Source organism: Streptomyces sp. NPDC053048, assembly GCF_044547045.1.
Classification (GTDB): domain Bacteria; phylum Actinomycetota; class Actinomycetes; order Streptomycetales; family Streptomycetaceae; genus Streptomyces.
In genome coordinates this window covers 17,418-41,490 of the sequence record NZ_JBITZS010000013.1, presented here as the reverse complement: position 1 = coordinate 41,490, position 24,073 = coordinate 17,418, and the positions used below count along the sequence as shown (strand labels likewise).

Annotated in this window: 14 protein-coding genes and 1 pseudogene; 11 read left to right on the top strand and 4 right to left on the bottom strand. The window is 74.6% G+C overall.

Annotation, left to right across the window (positions count from 1 at the left end; genetic code table 11):
- Positions 1 to 133 precede the first annotated feature (133 nt).
- The 7 genes and pseudogenes from ACIG36_RS30025 (at position 134) to ACIG36_RS29995 (ending at position 11,830) form a co-directional block, all read left to right on the top strand.
- Positions 134 to 412: a YlxR family protein gene (locus tag ACIG36_RS30025; protein ID WP_399934603.1), complete on the top strand. Its 279-nt coding sequence runs from the start codon at positions 134 to 136 to the stop codon at positions 410 to 412.
- A gap of 173 nt (positions 413 to 585) precedes the next feature.
- On the top strand, positions 586 to 3,645 hold the full coding sequence (infB, locus tag ACIG36_RS30020) for a translation initiation factor IF-2 (protein ID WP_399934601.1): 3,060 nt from the start codon (positions 586 to 588) through the stop codon (positions 3,643 to 3,645).
- A gap of 140 nt (positions 3,646 to 3,785) precedes the next feature.
- Positions 3,786 to 4,082, top strand: a complete 297-nt coding sequence (locus tag ACIG36_RS30015; RefSeq protein ID WP_399934597.1) for a DUF503 domain-containing protein — start codon at positions 3,786 to 3,788, stop codon at positions 4,080 to 4,082.
- Positions 4,083 to 4,136: 54 nt separating this feature from the next.
- Complete coding sequence (gene rbfA, locus ACIG36_RS30010; protein WP_399934594.1) at positions 4,137 to 4,601, top strand: 30S ribosome-binding factor RbfA; 465 nt, start codon at positions 4,137 to 4,139, stop codon at positions 4,599 to 4,601.
- Entirely contained in the window at positions 4,598 to 5,500 is a 903-nt protein-coding gene (gene truB, locus ACIG36_RS30005) for a tRNA pseudouridine(55) synthase TruB (RefSeq protein ID WP_399934591.1), read from the top strand. Before rbfA ends, truB begins: the two co-directional genes overlap by 4 nt.
- 347 nt (positions 5,501 to 5,847) lie before the next feature.
- Positions 5,848 to 8,175: pseudogene (locus ACIG36_RS30000) on the top strand (trypsin-like peptidase domain-containing protein); the annotation flags it as partial.
- A 2,689-nt stretch (positions 8,176 to 10,864) separates the two neighbouring features.
- Complete coding sequence (locus ACIG36_RS29995; RefSeq protein WP_399934588.1) at positions 10,865 to 11,830, top strand: bifunctional riboflavin kinase/FAD synthetase; 966 nt, start codon at positions 10,865 to 10,867, stop codon at positions 11,828 to 11,830.
- Positions 11,831 to 11,891: 61 nt separating this feature from the next.
- Here ACIG36_RS29995 and ACIG36_RS29990 read toward each other — a convergent pair whose 3' ends face one another.
- From ACIG36_RS29990 to eccE, 3 genes are all read right to left on the bottom strand, one after another.
- Positions 11,892 to 15,218, bottom strand: coding sequence for an SCO5717 family growth-regulating ATPase (locus ACIG36_RS29990; protein WP_399934586.1), 3,327 nt, complete (start codon positions 15,216 to 15,218; stop codon positions 11,892 to 11,894).
- Positions 15,219 to 15,431: 213 nt separating this feature from the next.
- Positions 15,432 to 16,166, bottom strand: coding sequence for a hypothetical protein (locus tag ACIG36_RS29985; protein ID WP_399934583.1), 735 nt, complete (start codon positions 16,164 to 16,166; stop codon positions 15,432 to 15,434).
- Entirely contained in the window at positions 16,166 to 17,530 is a 1,365-nt protein-coding gene (gene eccE, locus ACIG36_RS29980; protein WP_399934580.1) for a type VII secretion protein EccE, read from the bottom strand. Before eccE ends, ACIG36_RS29985 begins: the two co-directional genes overlap by 1 nt.
- 217 nt (positions 17,531 to 17,747) lie before the next feature.
- Between eccE and eccB the strand changes: the two genes are divergently transcribed.
- Genes eccB through ACIG36_RS29960 form a run of 4 tightly spaced genes read left to right on the top strand, consistent with a single transcriptional unit; the run spans position 17,748 to position 23,668 of the window.
- Positions 17,748 to 19,313 (top strand): type VII secretion protein EccB, encoded by a 1,566-nt coding sequence (gene eccB, locus ACIG36_RS29975; RefSeq protein WP_399934577.1) that lies wholly within the window; start codon positions 17,748 to 17,750, stop codon positions 19,311 to 19,313.
- A 10-nt stretch (positions 19,314 to 19,323) separates the two neighbouring features.
- A complete protein-coding gene (mycP, locus tag ACIG36_RS29970) occupies positions 19,324 to 20,589 on the top strand; it encodes a type VII secretion-associated serine protease mycosin (protein ID WP_399934575.1) in 1,266 nt (421 codons plus the stop codon).
- Positions 20,586 to 22,121 (top strand): PQQ-binding-like beta-propeller repeat protein, encoded by a 1,536-nt coding sequence (locus ACIG36_RS29965; RefSeq protein WP_399934572.1) that lies wholly within the window; start codon positions 20,586 to 20,588, stop codon positions 22,119 to 22,121. Before mycP ends, ACIG36_RS29965 begins: the two co-directional genes overlap by 4 nt.
- Before the next feature lie 56 nt (positions 22,122 to 22,177).
- Positions 22,178 to 23,668, top strand: a complete 1,491-nt coding sequence (locus ACIG36_RS29960) for a PQQ-binding-like beta-propeller repeat protein (RefSeq protein WP_399934569.1) — start codon at positions 22,178 to 22,180, stop codon at positions 23,666 to 23,668.
- Positions 23,669 to 23,732: 64 nt separating this feature from the next.
- Here the strand turns inward: ACIG36_RS29960 and ACIG36_RS29955 are convergent, their stop codons facing one another.
- Complete coding sequence (locus ACIG36_RS29955; RefSeq protein WP_399934566.1) at positions 23,733 to 24,008, bottom strand: DUF397 domain-containing protein; 276 nt, start codon at positions 24,006 to 24,008, stop codon at positions 23,733 to 23,735.
- Positions 24,009 to 24,073 lie beyond the last annotated feature (65 nt).

The window sequence follows — 24,073 nt, the reverse complement described above, 5'->3', positions numbered from 1 at the left end:
ACCATCCGAGCCGCGCCGCCCCGTGCGGGGCCCGCCCAGGGCCCGGAATCCTGGCCGATCATGGCCGAAACGCATACGCGCGCGATCAGTGCCCCGAAGGGGTGAGGTCGGCGCGGGGAGGTAGACTTAACCAGTGTCTGGCCGGACGCATGCCCGCGCATGCCCTGAACGCACCTGTGTGGGGTGCCGGGAGCGAGCGGCCAAGGGCGAACTGCTGCGGACCGTGGTGATCGAGGACTCCTGTGTTCCCGATCCTCGCGGTACGCTGCCCGGCCGGGGTGCCTCCGTGCATCCCACACTGGTCTGTCTCGATCTGGCGGTACGCCGCCGGGCGTTCCCCCGGGCCTTCAAAAGCCAGGGGGCGCTCGACACCGCGGAGCTGCGCCGATACATCGAGCGGATCGAGCAGTAGAAGAGTTCGGCCCCGCATTCGCGGGGATGTCCAAGGCACGGGAATTCCGTGCGGTCAGGTACCTCGCGAGTTGGAAGTAGGTCGAGATTGCGATGAGCACTCGATGAGTACGCGATGAGTACGCCCATGAAGTAGCGACGGTCCGGTGGACACCCGGACCTAGAAGGAGCGAAGTGGCTAAGGTCCGGGTATACGAACTCGCCAAGGAGTTCGGAGTGGAGAGCAAGGTCGTCATGGCCAAGCTCCAAGAACTTGGTGAATTCGTCCGTTCGGCGTCCTCGACGATCGAGGCGCCGGTCGTCCGCAAGTTGACTGACGCATTGCAGGGGCCCGGTGGCAACGCCGGCAAGTCCGCTGCGAAGCCCGCGGCGCCGCGCAAGGCAGCGCCCGCGAAGCCTGGTGCCCCCACTCCGGGCGCCCAGGCCCCCCGTCCCGCCGCCCCGGCCCCCAAGCCGGCCGCGGCCCCCACCCCCAAGCCCGCGGCTGCCGGCCCCGCGCCGACGCCCGGTCCGCGCCCCGGCCCGAAGCCCGGCCCGGCGGCTCCCGCCAAGCCGGCTCCGGTCACCCCGGTGCCCGCGGCGGAGTTCTCCGCCCCGGCCCCGGCCGCTCCCTCCCAGGAGCGTCCCGCCGCGCCGCGTCCCGGTGCCCCGCGCCCCGGTGGCGCCCGTCCGGGTCCCGCCGGCCAGCGTGACGGCGGCCGTCCCGAGCGCGCCCCCCGCCCCGGTGGCGGCGAGCGTGCCCCGCGCCCCGGTGGCGCCCGTCCGGCCGGTCCCCGTCCGGGCAACAACCCCTTCACCTCCGGTGGCTCCACGGGCATGGCCCGTCCGCAGGCCCCCCGTCCGGGTGGCGGCGCGCCGCGTCCCGGCCAGGCCGGCCCCGGCGGTCCCCGTCCGCAGGGCGGTCCCGGTGGCGCTCCGCGTCCGCAGGGCGGCGCTCCGCGTCCGACCCCCGGCGGCATGCCCCGTCCGCAGGGTGCCCCCGGTGGCGCGCCCCGTCCCGGCGGCGCCCCCGCCGGTAACCGCCCGAACCCGGGCATGATGCCGCAGCGTCCGGCTGCCGGCCCGCGTCCGGGCCCCGGTGGCGGCGGTCGCGGTCCCGGTGGTGCCGGTCGTCCCGGTGGCGCCGGTCGTCCCGGCGGCGGCTTCGCCGGCCGTCCGGCCGGTCCCGGTGGCGGCGGTCGTCCGGGTGGTGGCGGCGGCTTCGCCGGTCGTCCCGGTGGCGGTGGCCCCGGTGGCGGTGGCGGCGGCTTCGGTGGCGGCCGTCCCGGCTTCGGTGGCCGTCCCGGCGGTCCGGGTGCCCGTGGTGGCACGCAGGGCGCCTTCGGCCGTCCCGGCGGTCCGGCGCGTCGTGGCCGCAAGTCCAAGCGTCAGCGGCGCCAGGAGTACGAGGCCATGCAGGCCCCGTCCGTCGGCGGCGTGATGCTGCCCCGCGGCGGCGGCGAGACCATTCGCCTGTCGCGCGGTGCCTCCCTCACCGACTTCGCGGAGAAGATCGGCGCCAACCCGGCGTCGCTCGTCGCCGTGATGATGAACCTCGGCGAGATGGTCACGGCCACGCAGTCCGTCTCCGACGAGACGCTGCAGCTCCTCGGCGACGAGATGAACTACACGGTTCAGATCGTCAGCCCCGAGGAGGAGGACCGTGAGCTGCTCGAGTCCTTCGACATCGAGTTCGGCGAGAACGAGGGCGGCGAGGAGATGCTCGTCGCGCGTCCGCCGGTCGTGACCGTCATGGGTCACGTCGACCACGGTAAGACCCGACTCCTCGACGCGATCCGCAAGACCAACGTGGTCGCGGGCGAGGCCGGTGGCATCACCCAGCACATCGGTGCCTACCAGGTGACGACCGAGGTCAACGAAGAGGACCGCAGGATCACCTTCATCGACACCCCGGGTCACGAGGCGTTCACCGCCATGCGTGCCCGTGGTGCGAAGTCGACCGACATCGCGATCCTCGTGGTGGCGGCCAACGACGGTGTCATGCCGCAGACGGTCGAGGCCCTGAACCACGCCAAGGCGGCCGACGTGCCGATCGTGGTCGCGGTCAACAAGATCGACGTCGAGGGCGCGGACCCGACCAAGGTGCGCGGTCAGCTGACCGAGTTCGGCCTGGTGGCCGAGGAGTACGGCGGCGACACGATGTTCGTCGACATCTCCGCCAAGCAGGGTCTGAACATCGACAAGCTGCTCGAGGCCGTCGTCCTGACCGCCGACGCCGCGCTCGACCTGCGCGCCAACGCGGAGCAGGACGCGCAGGGCATCGCGATCGAGGCCCACCTCGACCGCGGTCGCGGCGCCGTGGCCACCGTCCTCGTCCAGCGCGGTACCCTCCGCGTCGGCGACACGATGGTCGCCGGTGACGCGTACGGCCGTGTCCGCGCGATGCTCGACGACAAGGGCCAGAACGTGGAGGAGGCGGGTCCGTCGACCCCGGTCCTCGTCCTCGGTCTGACCAACGTCCCGGGCGCCGGCGACAACTTCCTCGTCGTCGACGAGGACCGCACGGCCCGCCAGATCGCCGAGAAGCGCGCGGCGCGCGAGCGCAACGCCGCCTTCGCCAAGCGCACCCGCCGGGTGTCCCTCGAGGACCTCGACAAGGTGCTCAAGGCCGGCGAGATCCAGCAGCTCAACCTCATCATCAAGGGCGACGCGTCCGGTTCGGTCGAGGCTCTCGAGTCCTCGCTGCTCCAGCTCGATGTGGGCGAGGAGGTCGACATCCGCGTGCTGCACCGCGGCGTGGGTGCGGTCACCGAGTCCGACATCAACCTGGCGTCCGGCTCCGACGCGATCGTCATCGGCTTCAACGTCCGCGCCGAGGGCCGTGCCACGCAGATGGCCGAGCGCGAGGGCGTCGACGTCCGGTACTACTCGGTCATCTACCAGGCGATCGAGGAGATCGAGGCGGCCCTCAAGGGCATGCTGAAGCCGGAGTACGAAGAGGTCGAGCTCGGTACGGCGGAGATCCGCGAGATCTTCCGCTCGTCCAAGCTGGGCAACATCGCGGGTGTCCTCATCCGCTCCGGCGAGGTCAAGCGCAACACCAAGGCGCGCCTCATCCGCGACGGCAAGGTCGTGGCCGAGGACCTCACCATCGTCGGTCTGCGTCGCTTCAAGGACGACGTCACCGAGATCCGCGAGGGCTTCGAGGGTGGTATCAACCTCGGAAACTTCAACGACATCAAGATCGACGACGTCATCGCGACGTACGAGATGCGCGAGAAGCCGCGCGGCTGAACCGCATAGCGTCACCGGGGCCGGTCGGCGGAGTAATTTCCGTCGATCGGCCCCGGCCGTTGCGTGTACGGTGCGAAGAGCCCGTGCACCACGGGTACCCGAAAACCTCACGCCTCCCGGGTGGGCCTCACCCGTCACGCATGTACGCAGGGACACTGTCCTTCGACCTCCTCCTCGGCGACGTACGGTCGCTGAAGGAGAAGCGCTCCGTCGTCCGTCCGATCGTCGCCGAGCTGCACCGCAAGTACGCGGTGAGCGTGGCGGAGGTCGGCGACCAGGACCTCTACCGCCGGGCCACGATCGGCGTGGCGGCGGTCTCCGGGGACGCGGGGCACCTCACCGAACTGCTGGACCGCTGCGAGCGCTGGGTCGCCGCACGTCCTGAAGTGGAGCTGCTGTCGGTCCGACGGCGGTACCACGGCGACCATGACGACTGAGTGCCGTCGAAGCGCCGAACGCACAATGAAGGAAAACGAGAAGGAGACGGACCAGTGGCCGACAACGCGCGGGCGAAGAAACTGGCGGACCTCATCCGCGAGGTCATCGCCCAGAAGCTGCAGCGCGGCATCAAGGACCCGCGGCTCGGCTCGCACGTGACCATCACGGACACCCGGGTCACCGGTGACCTGCGGGAGGCCACGGTCTTCTACACGGTCTACGGCGACGACGAGGAGCGGGCCAGCGCCGCGGCCGGGCTGGAGAGCGCCAAGGGCATCCTGCGCTCCGAGGTCGGCCGTGCCGCGGGCACCAAGTTCACGCCGACGCTGACGTTCGTCGCGGACGCCCTGCCGGAGACCGCCCGGACCATCGAGGACCTCCTCGACCGGGCACGGGCCTCGGACGCCCAGGTGCGCCAGGCGTCCTCGGGCGCCACGTACGCGGGCGAGGCCGACCCCTACCGCAAGCCGGGCAGCGGCGACGAGAACGACGAGAACACGGGCGCGGCCGGCGAATGAAGCAGAAGTACAGCGGTCCGGACGGCCTGATCGTCGTGGACAAGCCGGCCGGCTTCACCTCGCACGACGTCGTGGCGAAGATGCGGGGCATCGCCCGCACCCGCCGCGTCGGCCACGCGGGGACGCTCGACCCCATGGCGACGGGCGTGCTCGTCCTGGGTGTCGAGCGCGCCACCAAACTCCTCGGCCACCTCGCGCTGACCGAGAAGGAGTACGTGGCGACCATCCGCCTCGGGCAGACCACGGTGACGGACGACGCGGAGGGGGAGATCACCTCCTCCACCGACGCCTCCGGGGTCACGCGCGAGGCGATCGACGCCGGGGTCGCCAAGCTGACCGGCGCGATCATGCAGGTGCCGTCCAAGGTCAGCGCGATCAAGATCGACGGCGTGCGCTCGTACAAGCGGGCGCGCGAGGGCGAGGACTTCGAGATCCCCGCCCGGCCGGTGACGGTCTCCTCCTTCACCGTGCACGCCGTCCACCCCGCCGAGGCGGCGGACGGCACTCCGGTGCAGGACCTGCTGGTCTCCGTCGTCTGCTCGTCCGGCACCTACGTCCGGGCCCTGGCCCGCGACCTGGGCTCGGACACCGGCGTCGGCGGCCACCTGACGGCGCTGCGGCGCACCCGGGTCGGCCCGTACGGGATCGGTGACGCCCACACGCTGGACCAGCTCCAGGAGGAGCTGACGGTGATGCCCGTCGCCGAGGCGGCCGAGGCCGCGTTCCAGCGCTGGAACGTGAACGAGGAGCAGGCGCGCCTGCTCTCCAACGGCGTCCGGATCAAGGTCCCGGCGTTCGACACCACCGGCCCGATCGCGGTCTTCGGCCCCGACGGCCGCTTCCTGGTGCTGGTGGAGAACCAGGGCGGCAAGGCCAAGAGCCTGGCGGTCTTCGCCTAGAGCCGTTTCGGCCGGGCGTCGTCTCGGCCCGGAGCCGATTCGGCCCGGAGTCGTCTCGGCCCGGAGCCGGCTTCGCCCGGAGTCGGCTTTGCCCAGCGGCATCGCGGCGTCACTCTCCGGGGCGCCGCACACCGTGGGACGGGGAACGCGTCATTCCGTGCGCTCCCCGCCCCACGATCCCCCTCCCCCTGGTCTCTATCCATCCGGGGCAGATGATTCACCCCAACGGGCAGGCGCTCGGAGTGAACCAGGGGGGTGGAAGGGGGCGCGTTCAGGATGTGATCTGGTTTCGCCGATCATCCGCTGCCTACCGTCGTGCAGACGAGCACGCCGGGAGGTTCGACGGGATGAACGGTCGGCGGACCGATGCCGAAGAGTCGCTGGTACGCATCCGCGACCTCGCCGGTCGCGCGCGGGGCACGGGATTCCTCGCCGACGACCGCGGCACACTGATCACCAGCCACGAGGCGGTCGACGGCCTCGCCCGCCTGGTCCTGCACGCCCACGGCGACCTGACCTGCGTCGTCGCCGCCGAGGACGTCACACCCCTGCCCGAGTACGACCTGGCCCTGGTGCGTACCGAGGGCCTGTGCGTGCCCCCGCTGCCGGTCGCCGCGGCCGAGCGAGTCGAGGGCGGCAAGGACGTCCGGATGCGCGCCGGCCGCTGGCACAACGCCCGCATCGTCGGCGACGTCCCGGTCACCTACACCGCCACCGACCGCTTCCACCTGCTCGGGGCCGCGCTGGAGCTCTCGCTGTCCGAGCGCGCCGGGCTGCGCCTGGGCGAGGAGGCCACGGGCGGTCCCGTGTTCGACGCCGGCAGCGGGGCGGTGATCGCCGTCCTCGGTACCGCGCTGCAGGCCGACCGGCGGGCCGCCGGCTTCGCGATCCCGCTGCGTGCCGCCGCGACGGCCGCCCCCGACGGGCCGCTGGCCCAGCTGCTGCACCGCAACTCCGCCAGCGTCCCGGCCTTCGGCCCCGACCTCAACCTCGCGGGCGCCCTGCAGCTCACCGCCACCGCCCTGGGCTCGGTCGTCACCCCGCGCGTGTGGCGCGACCCCGTGGAGCGCCCCGAGACCGAGCGGGAGTTCGCCCGCTTCCTCGACTTCCTCGACACCGAGCCCGACGACCCGCACCGCCGCGCCTACGTCCTCGGCCTGGTCGGCGACCCGGGCACGGGCCGCACCACCGAGCTCGGCGCGCTGGCCGGGCGCCGGGCGCGCGGCGCCGAGCCCGCGCCCACCCTCTGGCTGCGGGGAGCGGACCTGCGCGTGGGGGACGAGAGCGTCCGGGACGCCCTCGCGCGCGCCCTGACCGCCGCTGGGCGGATCGTCACCGCCTCGGCGGGCCCCGGCGGCACCGTCGGCGACACCGCCGCCGCCACACCCGAGGCCGTCGCCGAGCTCGCCCGCCGGATGGGCCGCCCCCTGCTCGTCCTCCTCGACGGGCCCGAGGAGATGCCGCCCGTCCTCGCCCACGCGCTGCCCGCCTGGACCACCGCCACCAGCGCGTGGCTGGAGGCCAACGCCACCCGGCTGATCGTCGCCTGCCGCCCCGAGCACTGGGAGACCGCCGGCGCGCTCTTCCCGGCGCACGCCCTCCACACCGGCGCGCACTACGGCCTGCTGCCCCCGGCCCAGGGCCCGCGCGCCCTCCCGCCCTGCTCCCGGCTGCCCCTGCTCAGCCCCGGCCAGGCCGCCGAGGTCCGCGCCTCCTACGGCATCCCCCCGGACGCCATCGACCCCGCCGACGCCGGCCACCCGCTCGCCCTGCGGCTGCTCGCCGAGGTCCGCGCCGCGCTCCCGGACGGCACCGAGGGCGCCGGAGGCACCGGCGAGGCGGCCCCCGACCGCTGGGGCGTCTTCGCCGCCCACCTCGACCTGATCTGCCTGCGCATCGCCGTCCGGCTGGCCGCCGCGCGCCGCCCGCCGCTGCGCGGCGCGGCGGTGAAGCGGCTGGCCGCGCGGGTGGCCGGACAGGTCCACGAGGCCGCCCGCCGCTGCCTGGGTCCGGGACAGGGTGAACTGGAACGGGAGTCCTTCGAGGAGCTCTTCCCCTGGCGCACCGGCTGGGCCTCCGCCGTCCTGACCGAGGGCCTGCTCGTACCGGCCGGCTCCGGCTACCGCTTCGCCCACGAGGAGTTCGCCGACTGGCTGCAGGGCACCCACCTCGACCTCGACGCCGCGCTGCACGCGCTGGTCCACCGCTGGTACGAACCGGAGGGTCCGCCCGCCGAGGCCGCCGTCCGCCTGCCCTCGCGCGCCGGCGGCGGGCCCATGCCCGCGCCCGAGGGCCACGTCCCGCCGCCGCCCGGTTCCGGTAGCGCCGCGCGCGCCGGCGCGGCCCGCCGCCGCAAACGCGGCGTCGCCCCGGCCGAGCCGCCCCGGCCCCTGCCGGTGCCCCGGCACCGCATCGGGCCGGTGCTCCAGGCGATGCTCCTGCTGGCCCGCCGGTCCGGGCCCACCGAGCTCTCCCGCCGGCTGAGCGCGCTCGTCCACGCGGTGGAGACGCTCTCCCAGCGGGCCCAGGCCGCCGAGGCCAAGGAGGAGGGCGGCAGCCGCCCCCTCGGCGACCCCTCCTGGTGGGCCGCCCACCTCCTCGGCGAGACCCTGCTGCGCGTCCCCGACGCCACGCCCTATCTCGGCGTGCTGCGCCTGCTCGCCGAGCGCGTCACCGCCCGCTCGCTCGCCGTCGGCGGCTTCGACAGCGAGGCCGCGCGCACGCTGGGCGGCCTCGCCGAGTTCGGCCCGTGGTTCTGGCGCCGGGTGCCGCTGGGGCTCGCCGACCGCCTGGAACTGCTGCGCATCCTCCTCCCGGCCGACGCCCCGCCGCCGGGCGCGAGCCCGCAGGGGGCGGGGGCCCCGGAGGCGGCTGCCGACGGGTGGGTCGACGTGGAGTGGGAGCTCGAGGGGGCGGAAGGCACAGCTCAGGGCCCGGGTGGCGAGACAGCCGTCGGCCCGGAGGGGGACGCGGGGGACGAGGGGGAGGAGAGGGCCGGCGAGCGCAACCGGACCGTGCCTGGCGCACGCCGTGCCGGTGCGGGGGGTGAGGCCGGGGCCGGACGGGTCGGTGCGGCCGGTCGTCGGGGGCCGGGTGCGGCCACGGGTGCCGGCGCTGCCGGCGGCCGGGGGGCCGAGGGGGCCGGTGGGCCCGGTACGGGCACGCCCGGTGCCCGGCCCGGCGACGGGACGGCGGTGGCCGGCCGACGCGGCACGAGGGCCGACGCCACGGGCGGGTGGGGCGTGGCCTGCGGCGGCGTCGCGGACTGGCAGGGAGGCGGCGGACCGTCGTACGGCGACGGGGCGGCGGCGGTGGCCGGTGGGCCGGACCGGGAGTGGTGGGGCGGTGGCTCGTCCGGTACGGGGGCTGGTGCTGGGCGCGGGGGAGGGCAGGGCGGCGTGCCGTCCCGAGGCGAGCCTGCCGGGGCCGGTGCGTTCGGTGGGGCAACGGGCGCTGTGGGCGGGGAAGGGCAGAGGGGCGTCCCGTCCTGGGACGAGCCTGCCGGGGCTGGTGCGTCCGGTACGGGGACGGGCGGTGCGCGCCGGGGAGGGCAGGGCGGCGTGCCGTCCCGGGGCGAGTCTGCCGGGGCCGGTGCGTCCGGTGCGGGGGTGGGTGCTGACGACGGGCAGGGGGCCAGCGGCCCGTCGTCCGGCGACGAGGCGGCGGCAGCCGGGGCGGGTCGGGCGCGGGTGCCGGGGCAGGGGCGGCACGAGGACGGGGGGCGCGGGGCGCAGGGGCCGGGGCGCGAGCCCGTGGTCGGGCGGGTGCCCAGCCGCCGGCGCGGCGGCGGGAAGCCGCGCGCCCGCGCGGCCCGGCAGCCGGAGGCCGAACACGCGCACTCCGCCACCCCGCCCGCCGGCGTCCAGCCACCCGCGCACGACCACGGCACGCCCGTGGGCGGAACCGGGCCGCGCGTTCCCGGCCAGTCCCGCGGGGCCGGGGCGCCGACCCCGGCCCCGCCGCCGGCGGACCGTTTCCTGACCGCCGCCGCCACGCTGCTCGCCGACAACCCGTGCGCCGCGCAGCCCCTGCTGTGCCGGTGGTTCGGCGACGAGCGGCCCCTGCAGACCGCCGCGGCCCCCGACGGCGCCGGCGTGCGGCCGACCGTCGCCACCGCCGCCCAGGCCCTCCTCCACACCCACCGCAAGCGGGCCGTCGACGACCTGGCCGAGGCGCTCGTCGAGGCCGGCCACCCGCGCGCCGACGAACTGCTCGCCGCCCTCGCCGAGGACGAGCCCTCCGCGCTCTGCCGCGCCGTGGACCGCTGGGCGCACGACGAGCGCGTCGAGCGCCACGTGGCGGCGGCCGCGTACGCGCTCAGGACCGCGCCCCACGTCAGCACCGACGCCGACCGCGAGCTGCTGCGCTTCTCCGCGCTCGCCCTGCTCGCCCGCCCCGCCGAGGGCGCCCTGCACGGCACCGCGCTCGCCCTGCTCGTCCGCGACCGCGACACCCGCGCCCGACACCTCCCGCAGGCCCTCAGCCGGTTCACCGCCGGCGACCCCCACCTGCCGCCCGACGTCCTCGCCCCCGCCCTGACCACCCACCCCGGCCAGGTGCTCGCCGCCTTCCGCGCCCGGCTCTACGAGCCGGGGGAGCGGCCCGCGGCCGTGCTGCGCACGCTCGCCGAGGTCTCCGCCCCCACCCTCGCCCGCCAGGCCGCCGCCCTCGTGCGTGAGCACGTCGCGCACCGCCCGGAGGGCGCCGAGAACGCCGCCGCGTTCGTCGACCGCCGCCTCGAGCACGGCCCCGTCGCCCGCGCCGTGCTCTTCCCCCTCGTCGTGGAGCTGCTGCGCACCCGCCCCGCCCATGTGCGCCGCGCCCTGGCGCCCGTCCTGGCCGACCCCGGCACGCCCGTCTCCCGCGCCCTGCGCCAGGAACTGCTCGAGGTGCTGATGGAGCGTGAGGAGTACGGGCCGCACGAGCCCGACGTCACCGTCCTCGACGCGCTGCTGCGGGCGGTGGCCGCGGGGGCCGAGCAGCGCACGGAGGGCCGTACCCGCGACCTCGTCCACCGCACGGGCCTGCTGATGGCCCGCACCCCCGAGGGAGCCGCGTGCTTCGACCGGCGGCTGACACAGCTGGCCAGGGAAGTGCCGGTCTTCGGCGACCAGGTACGCGGATGGCTGAAATCGGCGCCCGCGCAATGGGCCGTGGTCGTGGGCCCCAGCGCCCGGATCCGGCTGACGGCGGGGCGCGAGAAGGGGGGTGGAAGGGATCGAGGGGGCGCGTCGGATCCCACGCACCCAGCGGACGTGACCGGCACCGCACCGGCCGATGCGGGACGCCGACAACCGGCATGGCACTCTTAGACCTGCGTCATCAGACAGACAAAGGTTCGGGTTCGGGCGAGGAGCGGGCACAGTGCAGCGCTGGCGTGGCTTGGAGGACATCCCCCAGGACTGGGGGCGCAGCGTCGTCACCATCGGCTCGTACGACGGCGTGCACCGCGGGCATCAACTGATCATCGGCCGGGCCGTGGACCGGGCGCGTGAGCTCGGCGTGCCCTCGGTCGTGGTGACTTTCGACCCGCACCCCAGCGAGGTCGTCCGGCCCGGCAGCCATCCGCCGCTGCTGGCGCCGCACCACCGGCGTGCGGAACTCATCGAGGACCTGGGCGTCGACGCGGTGCTCATCCTGCCGTTCACGGCGGAGTTCTCGAAGCTCTCGCCCGCCGACTTCGTGGTGAAGGTGCTGGTCGACAAGCTGCACGCCAAGCTCGTCGCCGAGGGTCCCAACTTCCGCTTCGGCCACCGGGCGGCCGGCAACGTCGACTTCCTCAAGGAGCTCGGGGTCACCTACGACTTCGGCGTCGAGGTCATCGACCTGTACGTGACCGGCGCGGCCGGCGGCGGACTGCCGTTCTCCTCCACCCTGACCCGGCGCCTGGTCGCCGAGGGCGACGTCGAGGGCGCGATGGAGATCCTCGGCCGTCCGCACCGCGTCGAGGGCGTCGTGGTGCGCGGCGCGCAGCGCGGCCGCGAGCTGGGCTTCCCGACCGCCAACGTGGAGACGCTGCCGCACACCGCGATCCCGGCGGACGGCGTCTACGCGGGGTGGCTGACCGTCGGCGGCGAGGTGATGCCCGCGGCGATCTCGGTCGGCACGAACGTGCAGTTCGACGCGACCGAGCGCACGGTGGAGGCGTACGCCATCGACCGCGTCGGCCTCGAGCTGTACGGGCTGCACGCGGCCGTGGACTTCCTGGCCTACCTGCGCGGCATGGAGAAGTTCGAGTCCATCGAGGCGCTGCTGGAGTGCATGGCGGACGACGTGAAGCGGGCGCGCGAGCTGGTGGCGGCGCACGAGGCGGCGGTCGTCGCCGGCTGACCGGTACGGATGCGAGGAGGGCCCCGGGCGTTTTCGCGCCCGGGGCCCTCCTGCCGTTCCGCTACTGCTGCGGAGGCTGGGGAGACTGCGGCTGGGGCCAGCCGCCCTGCTCGGGGTACTGCGGGGGCTGGGGCTGCTGGTACGGGCCCGGTTGGCCGGGCGCGCCGTACGGGTAGGGCGCCGGCTCCGGCGCGTACCCGCCCGGCAGCGGCTGGGCCGGCTGGACCGGCTGCGCCTGCTGGGGCGCGGGGCCGCCGTACAGGCCCTGTTGCTGCTGGGCCCGCACGAAGTCCTCGGCGACCATGGCGGACAGGGTGAAGTACGCCTCGCGGGTCTTGGGCCGCATCATCTCGAGGTCGACCTCCGCGCCCGTCGCCAGGTGCTCGTCGAACGGCACGACGACGACGCCCCGGCACCGGGTCTCGAAGTGCGACACGATGTCCTCGACCTTGATCATCTTTCCGGTCTCCCGGACCCCCGAGATCACCGTGATGCTGCGCGAGACCAGCTCGCCGTAGCCGTGCGCGGCCAGCCAGTCGAGGGTGGTGCTCGCGCTGCTCGCGCCGTCCACGGACGGCGTGGAGATGATGATCAACTGGTCGGCGAGGTCGAGCACGCCGCGCATCGCGCTGTAGAGGAGGCCGGTGCCCGAGTCCGTGAGGATGATCGGGTACTGCCTGCCCAGCACGTCTATGGCGCGCCGGTAGTCCTCGTCGTTGAAGGTCGTGGAGACGGCCGGGTCCACGTCGTTGGCGATGATCTCCAGCCCGGAGGGCGCCTGCGAGGTGTAGCGGCGGATGTCCATGTAGCTGTTGAGGTGCGGGATCGCCTGCACCAGGTCGCGGATGGTCGCGCCCGTCTCGCGGCGCACGCGACGGCCGAGCGTGCCGGCGTCGGGGTTGGCGTCGATCGCGAGGATCTTGTCCTGGCGCTCGCTGGCGAGCGTGGAGCCCAGGGCGGTGGTGGTCGTCGTCTTGCCGACGCCGCCCTTGAGGCTGATGACCGCGATCCGGTAGCAGGAGAGCACGGGCGTGCGGATCAGCTCGAGCTTGCGCTGCCGCTCGGCCTCCTCCTTCTTGCCGCCGAACTTGAACCGGTTGCTCGGCTGCTTGCGCGGCTTCGGCTTGCCCTTGAGCAGCCGCTCCGAGGACAGCTCCACCGCGGCGGTGAACCCGAGCGGCGCACCGTGCACGGAACGCTGCCGCTGCTCCGGCGTCACGGTCGGCCACCCGCCGGCACGGGGATCGACGGGCGCACCGTCCGGCGCCGGGTACGCCGACGGGGCGGCGCCGGTTGCCGGGGGCGTGGACGGGTGGCCGTGCCCGTGCCCATGCCCGTGCTCGGGGGCGGCGGGCTGTGGCTCGGGCTGGGCCTGGGCCTGGGCCGGCGCCTGTGACTGCGCCGGCGGCGCGTACGGGCCGGCGGCAGGCTGTCCGGGCACCACGGCGGGTGGCATCGCGCCGGGCAGGGGCGCGCCCGGCTGGGGGTAACCGGCGGGCGGCGGTACGGGCGTTCCGTAGCCGGCCTGCGGGTACGCCTGCGGCGTGGGTGCCGGGTACGTCTGCGGCGCGGGTGCGTCGGATGCCGGTGCGGCAGGCTCGGGGTAGCCGTAACCGCCTGCGGGCGCCGGGTGGCCGCCGGCCTGCGGCTGTGCGTCGGCGGCCGTCGGCGCCGCAGGTGCGGCAGTTGCGTCGGTGGCCGGCACGGGGCCGTAACCGCCTTGCGGTGCAGGGGCGTTCGCGAGCGGCGCGGCCGGCATGGCCGGGCCGGGGTGGCCGTAACCAGCCTGCGGCGCGGGTTCGTCGGTGGCCGGGGCGGCCGGCGCGGGGTGGCCGTAACCGCCCTGCGGCGCGCTTGCGGCCGTGGGCGCTGCTGCCGGTGCGGGGTAGCCGTAACCGCCGGTCGGCGCGGGCGGCGCCGAGGGCGCGGCGGTTGCGTCCGTGGCCGACGTGGCGTGCGCGGCCGGGGCGGGGAGGCCGTACTCACCGGCAGGCGCGTCCGCTGCCGACGCTGCCGGTACGGCAGTTGCGTCGGTGGCCGGCGTGGCGTGCGCCGCAGGTGCGGGGTAGCCGTAGCCACCTGCCTGCGCGGGCGTTCCGGCGGGGGCACTGGTCGGCGTTGCTGGTGAGGTGGTTCCGTCGGTTGTCGGCGTGGCGGGTGCCGACGGCGCGGGGTAGCCGTAGCCACCTGCCTGCGCGGGCGTTCCGGCCGGGGCAGTGGTCGGCGTTGCCGGTGCGGCGGTTGCGTCGGTGGTCGGCGTGGCGGGTGCCGTCTGTGCGGCCGCTACGGGCGGTGCTGCCGGTACGGCGGGGTAGCCGTACCCACCCTGCGGCGCGGGCGCGCCCGCGGGAGGTGCCGACGGTGCCGCCGGTGCCGCCGGACCGGGGTAGCCGTAACCGCCCGCCGGTGCGTCCGCTGCCGACGCGGCAGTCGCATCGGTGGCCGGCGTAGCGGGGAGACCGTAACCGCCCGCCGGCGCCGCCGGGTCGGCAGTCGCGTCGGTGGTCGGCGTAGAGGGAAGGCCGTGGCCGCCGCCCTGCGCCGGTGCGTCCGCTGCCGGCGCCGCCGGGGCGGCAGTTGCGTCGGGGGACGGGCTAGCGGAGAGGCTGTAGTCGCCGGCCGGCGCCTTGTGGGGGTCCTCGGGCGATGCGGCCGGGCTCGCCTTGTCGGCCTTCTGAGCCGCCTCCGGCGCCTCCTCCGGAGCCGTGTAGGCGTGCGCGGCCGGCGGGGCCGCCGGGGGGAACTCGGGCGGCAGCGGCGGCAGGTCGATGCTCGGCATCGGCGGCGGCGTCCACGCCGCCAGGGGTTCGGCGGCCGGTGCCGGGTCGGAAGTAACCGGGCTCGCCGCAGGCGACGACGGCGTCGCCGGCTCGGCGACCGGTGCCGCCTCGTCCGGGCCCGCCGCAGGCGCCGACGGCGTCCAAGCCGCGACCGGCTCGGCGGCCGGTGCCGCCTCCGGAGCTGCATCGTCCTGGCCCGTCGCAGGCGAGGACGGCGTCCACGTCGTCACGGGCTCGGCAGCCGGTGCCGGGGCGGAAGTCGCGGTGCCCTGGCCCGCCGCAGGCGCCGACGGCGTCCAGGTCGCGACCGGCTCGACAGCCGGTGCCGGGGCCGAAGCCCCGGTGTCCTGGCCCGCCGCAGGCGAAGACGGCGGCCACGCCGTCGCCGGCTCGGCAGCCATTGCCGCCTCCGCACTCACCTCGCCCTGGCCCGCCGCAGGCGATGACGCAGGCGATGACGCAGGCGAACCGGCGCTCTGCGTGTACCACGCCGGCGGCGTGTAATCGATGGTGAACTCGCCCGTGTGCTCGGGTTCGTGCTCGGCGTCGGGCCGGTCCTCGCCGGCTGTCCTTCCGGCCGCGCGGATCTCGTCCCGATCGCTGCTCACAATGCCTCCTGCTGGTGTGGTCCGGCGCCCATGGATGCCAACTGGCGGGGCCGACCGTTCCTGTCGCCCCGAACGACCGGTTTACGTGGACTGTCACGCGACAGGCCGGTCGTCGGTTCTCCAGTGCGTACGTTCATACAGACTAATCGTCATCCGCATCACCGCGGCAGGGCTGCCCCGTGGCTCCCGCCCGCCCCTCGGCGGAGCCGCACGTCACTCCATGCGCCGCGGGGCGCCCAGGAGTCCCGTCTCCGGTTCGGTCGGTCGGGTCGTCACATAGGTCCGTGCCGAACGCGTGCACCACAGCGTGACGCCGTCCGGGAGGGTGGGCAGCGTCTCGACGTCGTCCGGCGGCAGGTTCATCGTCCGGCCGATCCGGCGGGCCTCGTCGGGGGCGACGCGCTGGACGCCCACGAGGTCCGCCCGGTCCATCAGGCGGGGCGTGACCGGGCTGAGGTAGGGGAGCAGGGTGAGGACGGACTGCCAGGGTGCCGCGGCGGCCCGGCCGCGAGGCGGGCGCGCCCCGCAGTCGCGGACGACGAGCACCGGGCTGTGCACCGACGGCCCCTGCGGCGGTACCCGTCCGACGTCGTGCAGCGTGACGCACTGCTGACCACCGTTCGCCGACTGCGCGAACGCCGTCCACAGCTGCCGCCGGCCCGTCTCGACCGCGACCCGCGCACCCGTGCCGACCGCGCGCAGGGCGATGACCTGTGCCGTCCAGGCGCCGCCCACCAGGACGACGTCGAACGCCGTGGGGCGGGCCAGGGCGAGCACGGCGGGTGCCCCGCGGTCGTCCGAGCCGATGACCACCCCGTCGTCACCGATGGGCAGTTCCAGCGCGTCGAACCGGTCCGGTGACAGCTCGTGGCGGCCGCGCCGGGGCCCGAGCAGCCCGAACCCGAACCGGGCCCGGAGGGTGGGCGCTTGCGGGGTGCCTGTGGTCATCAGCGCGTCCCTCCCAGCGGCAGCGTGGCGAGGACCCCGGGCACCTGTTCCTGGTCCAGCCGCACCAGCCCGGCCTTCACGGCCCTGGCCATCCGCTCCAACTCGCGCCCGAGCCCCGTCAATTCATCCGCGCTGCGCCCGCATATCCGTACATGTCCCGTCAATGTCGGTGCGTGCCGGCCGTTCAGCGTCCGTCCCCGGCCGAGCGTCAGGCTCAGCGTCGTCGACAGCGCGGGCAGCGACGTCAGCAGTGCGGCGAGCTGCGGCAGGGGCGCCCCGCCCGCGCCCAGCCGGGGCCAGCGGCTCACCCAGTACGTGGTGTGCCAGCGGTCGTCGCAGCGCCAGGCCCGCGCGGTCTCGGCGGTACGCCGCGCCGGTGTGCTCGCCAGGGCGGCCTGGGCCGTGGCCGCCGGATTGACGTCGGCGGCGGCCGCGAGGGCGGCCACCACCTCGTCCTCGCTCAGCGGCGCGGCCGTGAACCCGGCACCGCGCAGCCGGCTCGCCAGCTGGTCCGCCGCGCGCAGCAGGCAGCGCTGTGCCCCCGCCACGCCCCCGCCGCGCGCCTCGACGGCCCGCGGGCACAGCTCGGGGTCGAACTTCAGCGCCACCCAGGTCTGCCGCACGGCCGGGGCGCCCGTCAGTGCCTGCAGGGGCGCGTAGTTGGCGGCCGCGAGCGCCTGGGCGGGCAGGTGCGGGGCGGGCGCGGGCAGAGCGGTCTGCACGACTTGTACGGACTCCAGCCGGATGTCGTCGATGTCCATGACGTCCCGCAGCAGCCCCAGCGGCATCGATCCCGCGACCCGGTCCGCGCGCAGCGGTCTGTCCACGGCCTCGACCCGCAGCACCGCCGTCAGGAACGTGCCGTCGCCGACCACCCCGACCGTCCGCTGCCCGCCGTCGGTGGCGGAACCGGCAGGGGCGGAACCGGCAGTGGCGGAGCCGGGGCCGACAGTTCCGGGGCCGGCGGACCCGGCCGCGCTGAAGGAGCCCGTGCGCAGCGCCGGTTCGCACTCGACGAACGGCGCCAGGCGCGGGTCCGTGCCCACCGCCACCGGCTCCGCCGCCGCGCGCCGGGCGCGCTCGCGCAGCGCGGCCGCCGCGGTCAGCCACTCCGTCACCGGCCGCCGCCCCTTCCGGGCGAGCGCCAACAGCACCAGCACCGCGGCCAGTACAGCCGCCGGCACCAGCAGCGGGCGCGCGGCGACCCACGCGGTGAACACCACGGCAGCCGCCACCTCGGCCAGCACCAGCTGCTGCAGCCGCACCGGGCCCAGTGACCCGCGCCCGGGAGCCGGCCGGGGGACGACGGCGTCCGCACCGGCCACCGGGCCGTTCGCGGCCCGTACGCGCGTCGCGGCAGCCATGGCCGTCAAGCCCCCTCACCTGTCCCGGAATACACCCTCGGGAACCGGCCGCCCCCATCGCCCGTACCGCACCGGTACCGTCCCCCGGCGGCGTGTGCCGATCACCTACGGGCATAGTAGAGGCTCGGTCCGACAACGGGGCCGACAGGACGGCGGCGGCCTGCCGCGGCCGGGACACAGCGAAGCCGCAGGGAAAACGGGGGAGAAACGGCTCGACATGGCATCTCGGCGGGACGAACTCAACGCCTACACCTTCGCGAAGAAACGGACAGTTGCCGCCTTTCTCCAGCCCTCGCCCAGCGGTTCGGACGAGGGCGCGCCGCGCCCCCTGCGCACGGTCCTGCCCGGCGTCGTCGCAGGCGCCCTGCTGGTGGCGGGCTTCGGCGCGTGGGGCGTGTTCAAGCCCGTGGCCCCCAAGGGCTGGGACGACGTGGCGGCGCACGTCATCGTCGGCAGCGACTCCACCACCCGCTACGTCGTGCTCGAGACGGAGGGCAGGAAACAGCTGCACCCCGTCCTCAATCTCGCCTCCGCCAGGCTCCTCATCAAGCCCGGCAAGCCCGGAGTGATCAAGGTCCGGGAATCCGAGCTCGACAACGGCCGCATTTCCCGCGGCCCCACCCTCGGAATTCCGTACGCACCGGACCGAATGCCCTCCGCCGCACAGGCGGGCAAACAGAAACAATGGGCGGTCTGCCAACAACCCGGCGGCAACGGTAAAACCACTCAAAAGGCGGTCTTCCTTTTCTCCGCGGGAGATCCCAAGGCCAAGCGGCTGTCCGGCTCCCAGCGCCTGCGCGGCGACCAGGCCCTCTACGTCCAGGGCCCCGACGACGCCCGCTACCTCGTCGACCCCAGGGGCACCCGCTACCTCATCGGCGGACCCGGCCGGTCCGGCGACGAGGCCGACCACAACCTCCTGCTGCGCGCCCTCTTCCACGACGGGGCCCAGCCGCAGCGCGTCACCAAGGAATGGCTCGCCACCCTCGGCGAAGGCACGCCCATCACCTTCCCCGAGGTCGACGGCGTCGGCGACCGGGCGGGGGTGCCCACGCTCGGCAGGGCCGACCGCGTCGGCACGATCCTCCAGGCCCCCACCGGCACCGGCACCCAGCACTACGTCGTGCTGCCCGGCAAGGTCGCGCGCGTCTCGGAGTTCACCGCCAAGCTCCTCCTCAGCAGCCGCGCCCTCAGCTCCCTCGGCCAGGCCGGCACCCCGCAGCGGGTGAGCGCCGCCGACTTCACCCCGGACGCCGAGGAGTTCTACGGCGGCAGCCACTGGCCCGACCGGGTGCCGCGCCAGGCCAACGACACGGCCGCCGGCGCCGACACCGTCTGCAGCCTCTTCGGCGGCCTCGACGACGACGGCACCCCCGACCTGGGCGTCTGGGCGGGCCGGGACTACCCCGCCACCATCCCCGACGGCGCCACCAGCGCGTACGTCACCCCCGGATCCGGCCTGCTCTACCGCCAGGTCACCGGGCGCCAGACGCGCAGCGGCGCGGTCTTCCTCGTCACCGACACCGGGCTGCGCTACGCCGTGCAGTCCAACAGCGACAGCGCCACCACCAAATCGAGGATCGGCGAGGAGCCCGCGGCGGGGGAGCCGGGCACCGGCACACCCGGTGTCGCGCCCTCCGCCGTGAGCGAGGCGGACCAGGCGCGCGTCAGGCTCGGCTACCAGAACGTCACACCGGTCGCCGTGCCCGCCAACTGGTCCCAGTTCCTGCCCACCGGCCCCCGCCTGGACGCCAACAGCGCCCGGCAGCCGCAGGGTTCGTAGGCGGTCCCGGATGCGCATCGCAGTGACGTCCGGCCTCGCGGCCGCGCTCCTCGCCCTCACGCCGCCCGCCGCCGCGCCCGCCTCCGCGGCGTCCGCCGCGGACCCCGTGCCCATGACCCCGGCCGGCAGCGGGGAGTGCACGTACCCCGCCAAACCCATCAAGGGCACCCCCTGGTCGCTCCAGCGTGTGCTGCTCGACCAGCTCTGGCAGGACACCCGGGGCAAGGACGCCGACGGCCGCCCGGTCCGCGTCGCCGTCATCGACACCGGCGTGGACGTACGCAACCCGCAACTGGCCGACGCCGTCGACGTCAAGAGCGGCACCGACCTGCTCTCCGGCCCCAAGGACCCCGGCCGCGGCCCCGCCCTCGACCCCGTCGGCCACGGCACCAAGGTCGCCGGCATCATCGCCGCGCGGCCGTCCCCCGCCAGTGGGTTCGTCGGCATCGCCCCGGAGTCGGTCATCATCCCGATCCGGCAGAACGACGAGAAGGGGACCGGAACCTCCCGGTCCCTCGCCGTCGGCATCCGGCAGGCCGTCGACGCCGGAGCCCGCGTCATCAACATCTCGCAGGACACCACCACGCCGCTGCGCCCCGACTCCGACCTGGAGCTCGCCGTCGGCCACGCCCTCGCGCGCGACGTCGTGGTCGTCGCGGCGGCGGGCAACGACGGCGCGGACGGCACGGCCAAGCCCACCTACCCGGCCGCCTACCCGGGCGTGCTGGCCGTCGGCGCCTCCGACCGCAACAACGAACGCGCCCCCTTCTCCCAGTCCGGCGACTTCATCGGGGTCGCCGCGCCCGGCGTCGACATGGTCTCCACCGTCCCCGGCGGCGGCCAGTGCGTCGACCACGGCACCAGCTTCGCCGCGCCCTACGTCGCCGGAGTCGCCGCCCTCATCCGCGCCAAGCACCCCGACTGGAAGCAGCACCAGGTCGTCGCCCAGATCGAGCAGACCGCGGAACGCGTCGCCGAAGGCCGCGACCGCCACATCGGCTGGGGCGTCGTCGACCCCGCCCGCGCCCTCGCCGAGGACGACCGTCCCATCGACCGCGTCACCACGCCCGAAGGCCCGGCGCACGCACTCGCCGCCCCCCAGCCCGCGGCCCTCCCCACCGGGGAGAGCACGCAGGAGCGAGAGGTGCGCCTGGCCACGTACACCCTGGGCGGCACAGCCGTCCTGGTCGCCGTGATCGCGGGATCGGCCGTGGTCGCACGCGACCGTAACCGCCGCAGCCGGCCCGGATCCGGCACCGCACGAAGGAACCCATGAGTCAGTCACCATCCGTCCCCCCGCACGACGGGCAGCGCCCGCCGCAGGTATGGGACACCCGCATCGAGGACCGCACGCCGTCGTCCCCGCCGCCTCCGCCGACCCCCGGGGCGCCCGCGGCGCCGGGGGGACGGCCCTTCGCGGACGCCCCGACGGCCCCGCCCGGCTTCGGCCCGGCGCCCGTGTTCGGCCCGCCCGAGTCCTCCGGCCCGGCGCCCGGCGGAGCCGGCAAGCGCCGCAAGGCCCTGGTCATCGGGCTGGGACTGCTACTGGTGGCCGGTGCGGGCACGGGCGGCTGGCTGCTGTGGGGGCGGGGAGGAAACGATCCCGCACCCAAGAAGGAGACCGTCGCCCGGCCCGTCGACGCCAAGCTCTCCTGGATGGCGCCGGTGCCCACCGCGGACCGGGACCGGGCGGACCGGATGAACACGCCCTGGTTCACCAAGGACAGCATCGTCATCACCACGCGCAAGGAGGTGACGGCGTTCGGGCTGGACGACGGAAAGCGGAAGTGGACTGTCCAGATTCCGGGGCGGGCATGTGCCTCCTCCCCCCGTTCCGACGGCGGTGTCGCAGCGGTGATCTTCGGGACGCAGGACTTCGACTGCGACAAGGTCATGGCGATCGACCTCGAGCGCGGCCGTGAGCTGTGGTCGAAGCCCGTGGTCGACGCCAAGGGGCGGACGCAGTCGCGCGACATGGCCAACCTCCACATCGAGGGCGGCAAGGTCGCCGTGGTGGACATCGTGGGCGACCCCTACCTCTATGCGGCCGCCGACGGGAAGCAGAGCAAGGCCCCCGACTACGGCTGCCAGCAGCAGGGATCGGTCGTCGACCGCGGCCGGCAGCTCACGCTCGCCCAGTGCGAGCTGATCAGCGGCCGGCAGTTCATCATGAACGTCGACCCGAAGACCGGCCTGGAGAAGTGGACCTGGAAGGTCCTCGACGGCATCGCGGTGAAGAACGTCCTCTCCGTCAACCCCCCGGTGCTGGCGCTGGGCCGGGAGAACAGCATCCACACCACGGAACTCGTCTCCCTGGACGACAAGGGCCGCATGCGGCCGCTGATCTCCATGTCCGCGGGCCCCTACGACGTCTCCGACTGCAAACCGCGGCTGCTGGACTCCTGCCGCAAGATCGTCGTCGACAGCGACACGGTCTACCTGCCCACGCTCAACGAGAAGGTCGCGGGCGACGGCGCCACCCCCAACGAGATCGCCGCCATCGACCTCACCACGGGCAAGCCGCGCTGGACCGTCCCGCTCGGCGGCAGCCGGACCAACCGCCCCCTGGCCATGCACGAGGGCCGTCTGCTCGTCTATCAGCTGGCCACCCGGCAGGAGAGCGGACGCGTGCTCTCCCTCGACCCGAGGACCGGCGACTCCAAGGTCTTCATGAAGATGCCGCAGGAGTCCGCCGAGCGGGAGTACAAGCTTGCGCGCAGCGGCACCGCCTACTTCCGCGACGGGCGCCTCCACCTGGTCACGGACCTCGGCATGACCGACACCACGATGATCATGACCTTCCAGTGACCGGCCCCCGCCGAGAGCCACCGAACGAGAACGCAGAGAACGCAGGAGCCCCGTCCGTGTCGCAACCGCCGCAGTACGGTCCCCCGCCCCAGCCGGGGGACCGCTCCCCACAGCAGCCCTCGGCCCCCCTGCCGCCGCTGGCACCCCCGCCCCCGCCGCCGTCCCCGGCGATGCCGTCCCGCACCCCGACCGTCCTGTCCGCCGCCGTCACCCGCCGCCCGGCGTGGCGCAGGCCGGCCCTCATCGGCCTGGTGCTCGCCCTCCTCCTCGCCGGGGGCGGCTGGGCGCTGTGGTCCTTCACCGGCAAGGCGTCGTCCGGGCCGAAGAAGCCGGACGACAGTGTGAAGGGCCCCGCCCCCGGCTCGGTCGCATGGATGGCGGAGTCCCGTACGAAGCCGGACGAGAAGGGGATGAAGTCGGCGCTCGGCACCTGGTTCACCTCCTCGCTCGTCGTCAAGGCCGAGCCGGACATGGTCACGGCCTATGACATCAAGTCCGGTCAGAAGAAGTGGTCGTTCCTGCTGCAGGGCTCGCTCTGCGCGGCGTCCCGCGAGTCCGAGGGGGACATCGCGGTCGTCTCCGTCGAGTACGCCGGCGTCTGCACCCACCTCATCGCCTTCGACCTGCGCGACGGGCACCGGACGTGGGAGGAGCTGCTGATCGACGAGAAGGACGCGGCCGCCGCCCTGACCCCCGCGAAGTGGGGCAAGGCCGCCCTCGAGATTGCGCTGCACGACGGCCACGCCTATATGACGTGGGGCAAGGGCGAGCAGACGCGCCGCCTGGCCGACGGCAAGCTCGTCGAGGAACAGAAGCGCGACGACGCGTGCGAGAAGGTCGACAGCGCGGGCGGCGCCCGGCTGATCTCCATCACCTACTGCGGCAAGGACAAGGTGAGGATCAGCTCCCTCGACCCCAAGAAGCTCGACAAGCCCCGGTGGAGCACGTCCGTCGACCGCAACGACGGCTACTTCACCATCGTCTCCACCGACCCGCTGGTCCTCTCGCAGGCACCGGGCAAGAGCGGCCGGGACGCCCGCTACGACTTCGTCGTCCTGGACCCGGAATCCGGCAAGGAGAAGTCCCGCGTCGCCTTCAACAGCTTCTGGCTGCTGGGGACCTGCTTCCTCACCACGTCCGGCTGCACCGGGCCCATGACCGACAAGGACAGCCTCTACGTCTCGGGCAAGGGCGTCACCATGGCGTACGACCTGGCCACCGGCAAGGAACGCTGGACGTACAAGGCCGACGCCAACCGCTTCACCCAGCCGGTGGCCGTCGGCGACGGCCAGCTCGTCGCCTATACGGTCGCCACCCCCGACCGCCCCGGCCGGCTCGCCTACCTCGACGCGCGAACGGGCAAGGCCCTGCGCACGGTCGACCACTCCGACCGCGAGCGGGACCGCAAGAACGAGGCCATGATGTCGCGGATCGAGGGCTTCCCGCGGCTGAGGAACGACCGCCTGATGCTGATCAACGACGGCGGCTTCGAGGACGCCCAGGCAGGCATGATCTTCGCGATCAGCGCCCCGGCGAAGTCCGGCTGAGGCGCCCGGGACGGCGGGGGAGCGGCCGTACGCCCCTCGCCGTCCCGGCGTTCCCGTCGGCCCGTCAAGAAGCCGTCGCCGTCCCCGGATTGCCGTCGCCCTCGTCCTCGACCTCGATGTCGAACTCCCCGTCCCGCACACCCAGGACGAACGCGTGCCACTCGCTCGCGGTGTAGCGCAGCACCGTGTCCGGATCCGCGGACGAGCGCATTCCCACGGCGCCGCCCTCGAGGTAGGCGATCTCCACCCGCTCCTCGGACGTGTCCCCCGGCGCGCTGAGCCACTCGGCGCCCGAGATGTCCATGGCGTACAGCGCCGCCGTCTCTTCTTCAGTAGCCACCGACCGGGCTCCTCTTCCGACTCTTCCGTCTCTGCCGTCTTGCCGTCCCGCCGTCTCTGCGGCGT

Coding starts and splice junctions, on each gene's coding strand:
- ACIG36_RS30015 (WP_399934597.1), top strand. CDS start 3,786: ATGTACGCAGGGACACTGTCCTTCGACCTCCTCCTCGGCGACGTACGG.
- eccB (WP_399934577.1), top strand. CDS start 17,748: ATGGCATCTCGGCGGGACGAACTCAACGCCTACACCTTCGCGAAGAAA.
- truB (WP_399934591.1), top strand. CDS start 4,598: ATGAAGCAGAAGTACAGCGGTCCGGACGGCCTGATCGTCGTGGACAAG.
- ACIG36_RS29985 (WP_399934583.1), bottom strand. CDS start 16,166: ATGACCACAGGCACCCCGCAAGCGCCCACCCTCCGGGCCCGGTTCGGG.
- ACIG36_RS29965 (WP_399934572.1), top strand. CDS start 20,586: ATGAGTCAGTCACCATCCGTCCCCCCGCACGACGGGCAGCGCCCGCCG.
- mycP (WP_399934575.1), top strand. CDS start 19,324: ATGCGCATCGCAGTGACGTCCGGCCTCGCGGCCGCGCTCCTCGCCCTC.
- eccE (WP_399934580.1), bottom strand. CDS start 17,530: ATGGCTGCCGCGACGCGCGTACGGGCCGCGAACGGCCCGGTGGCCGGT.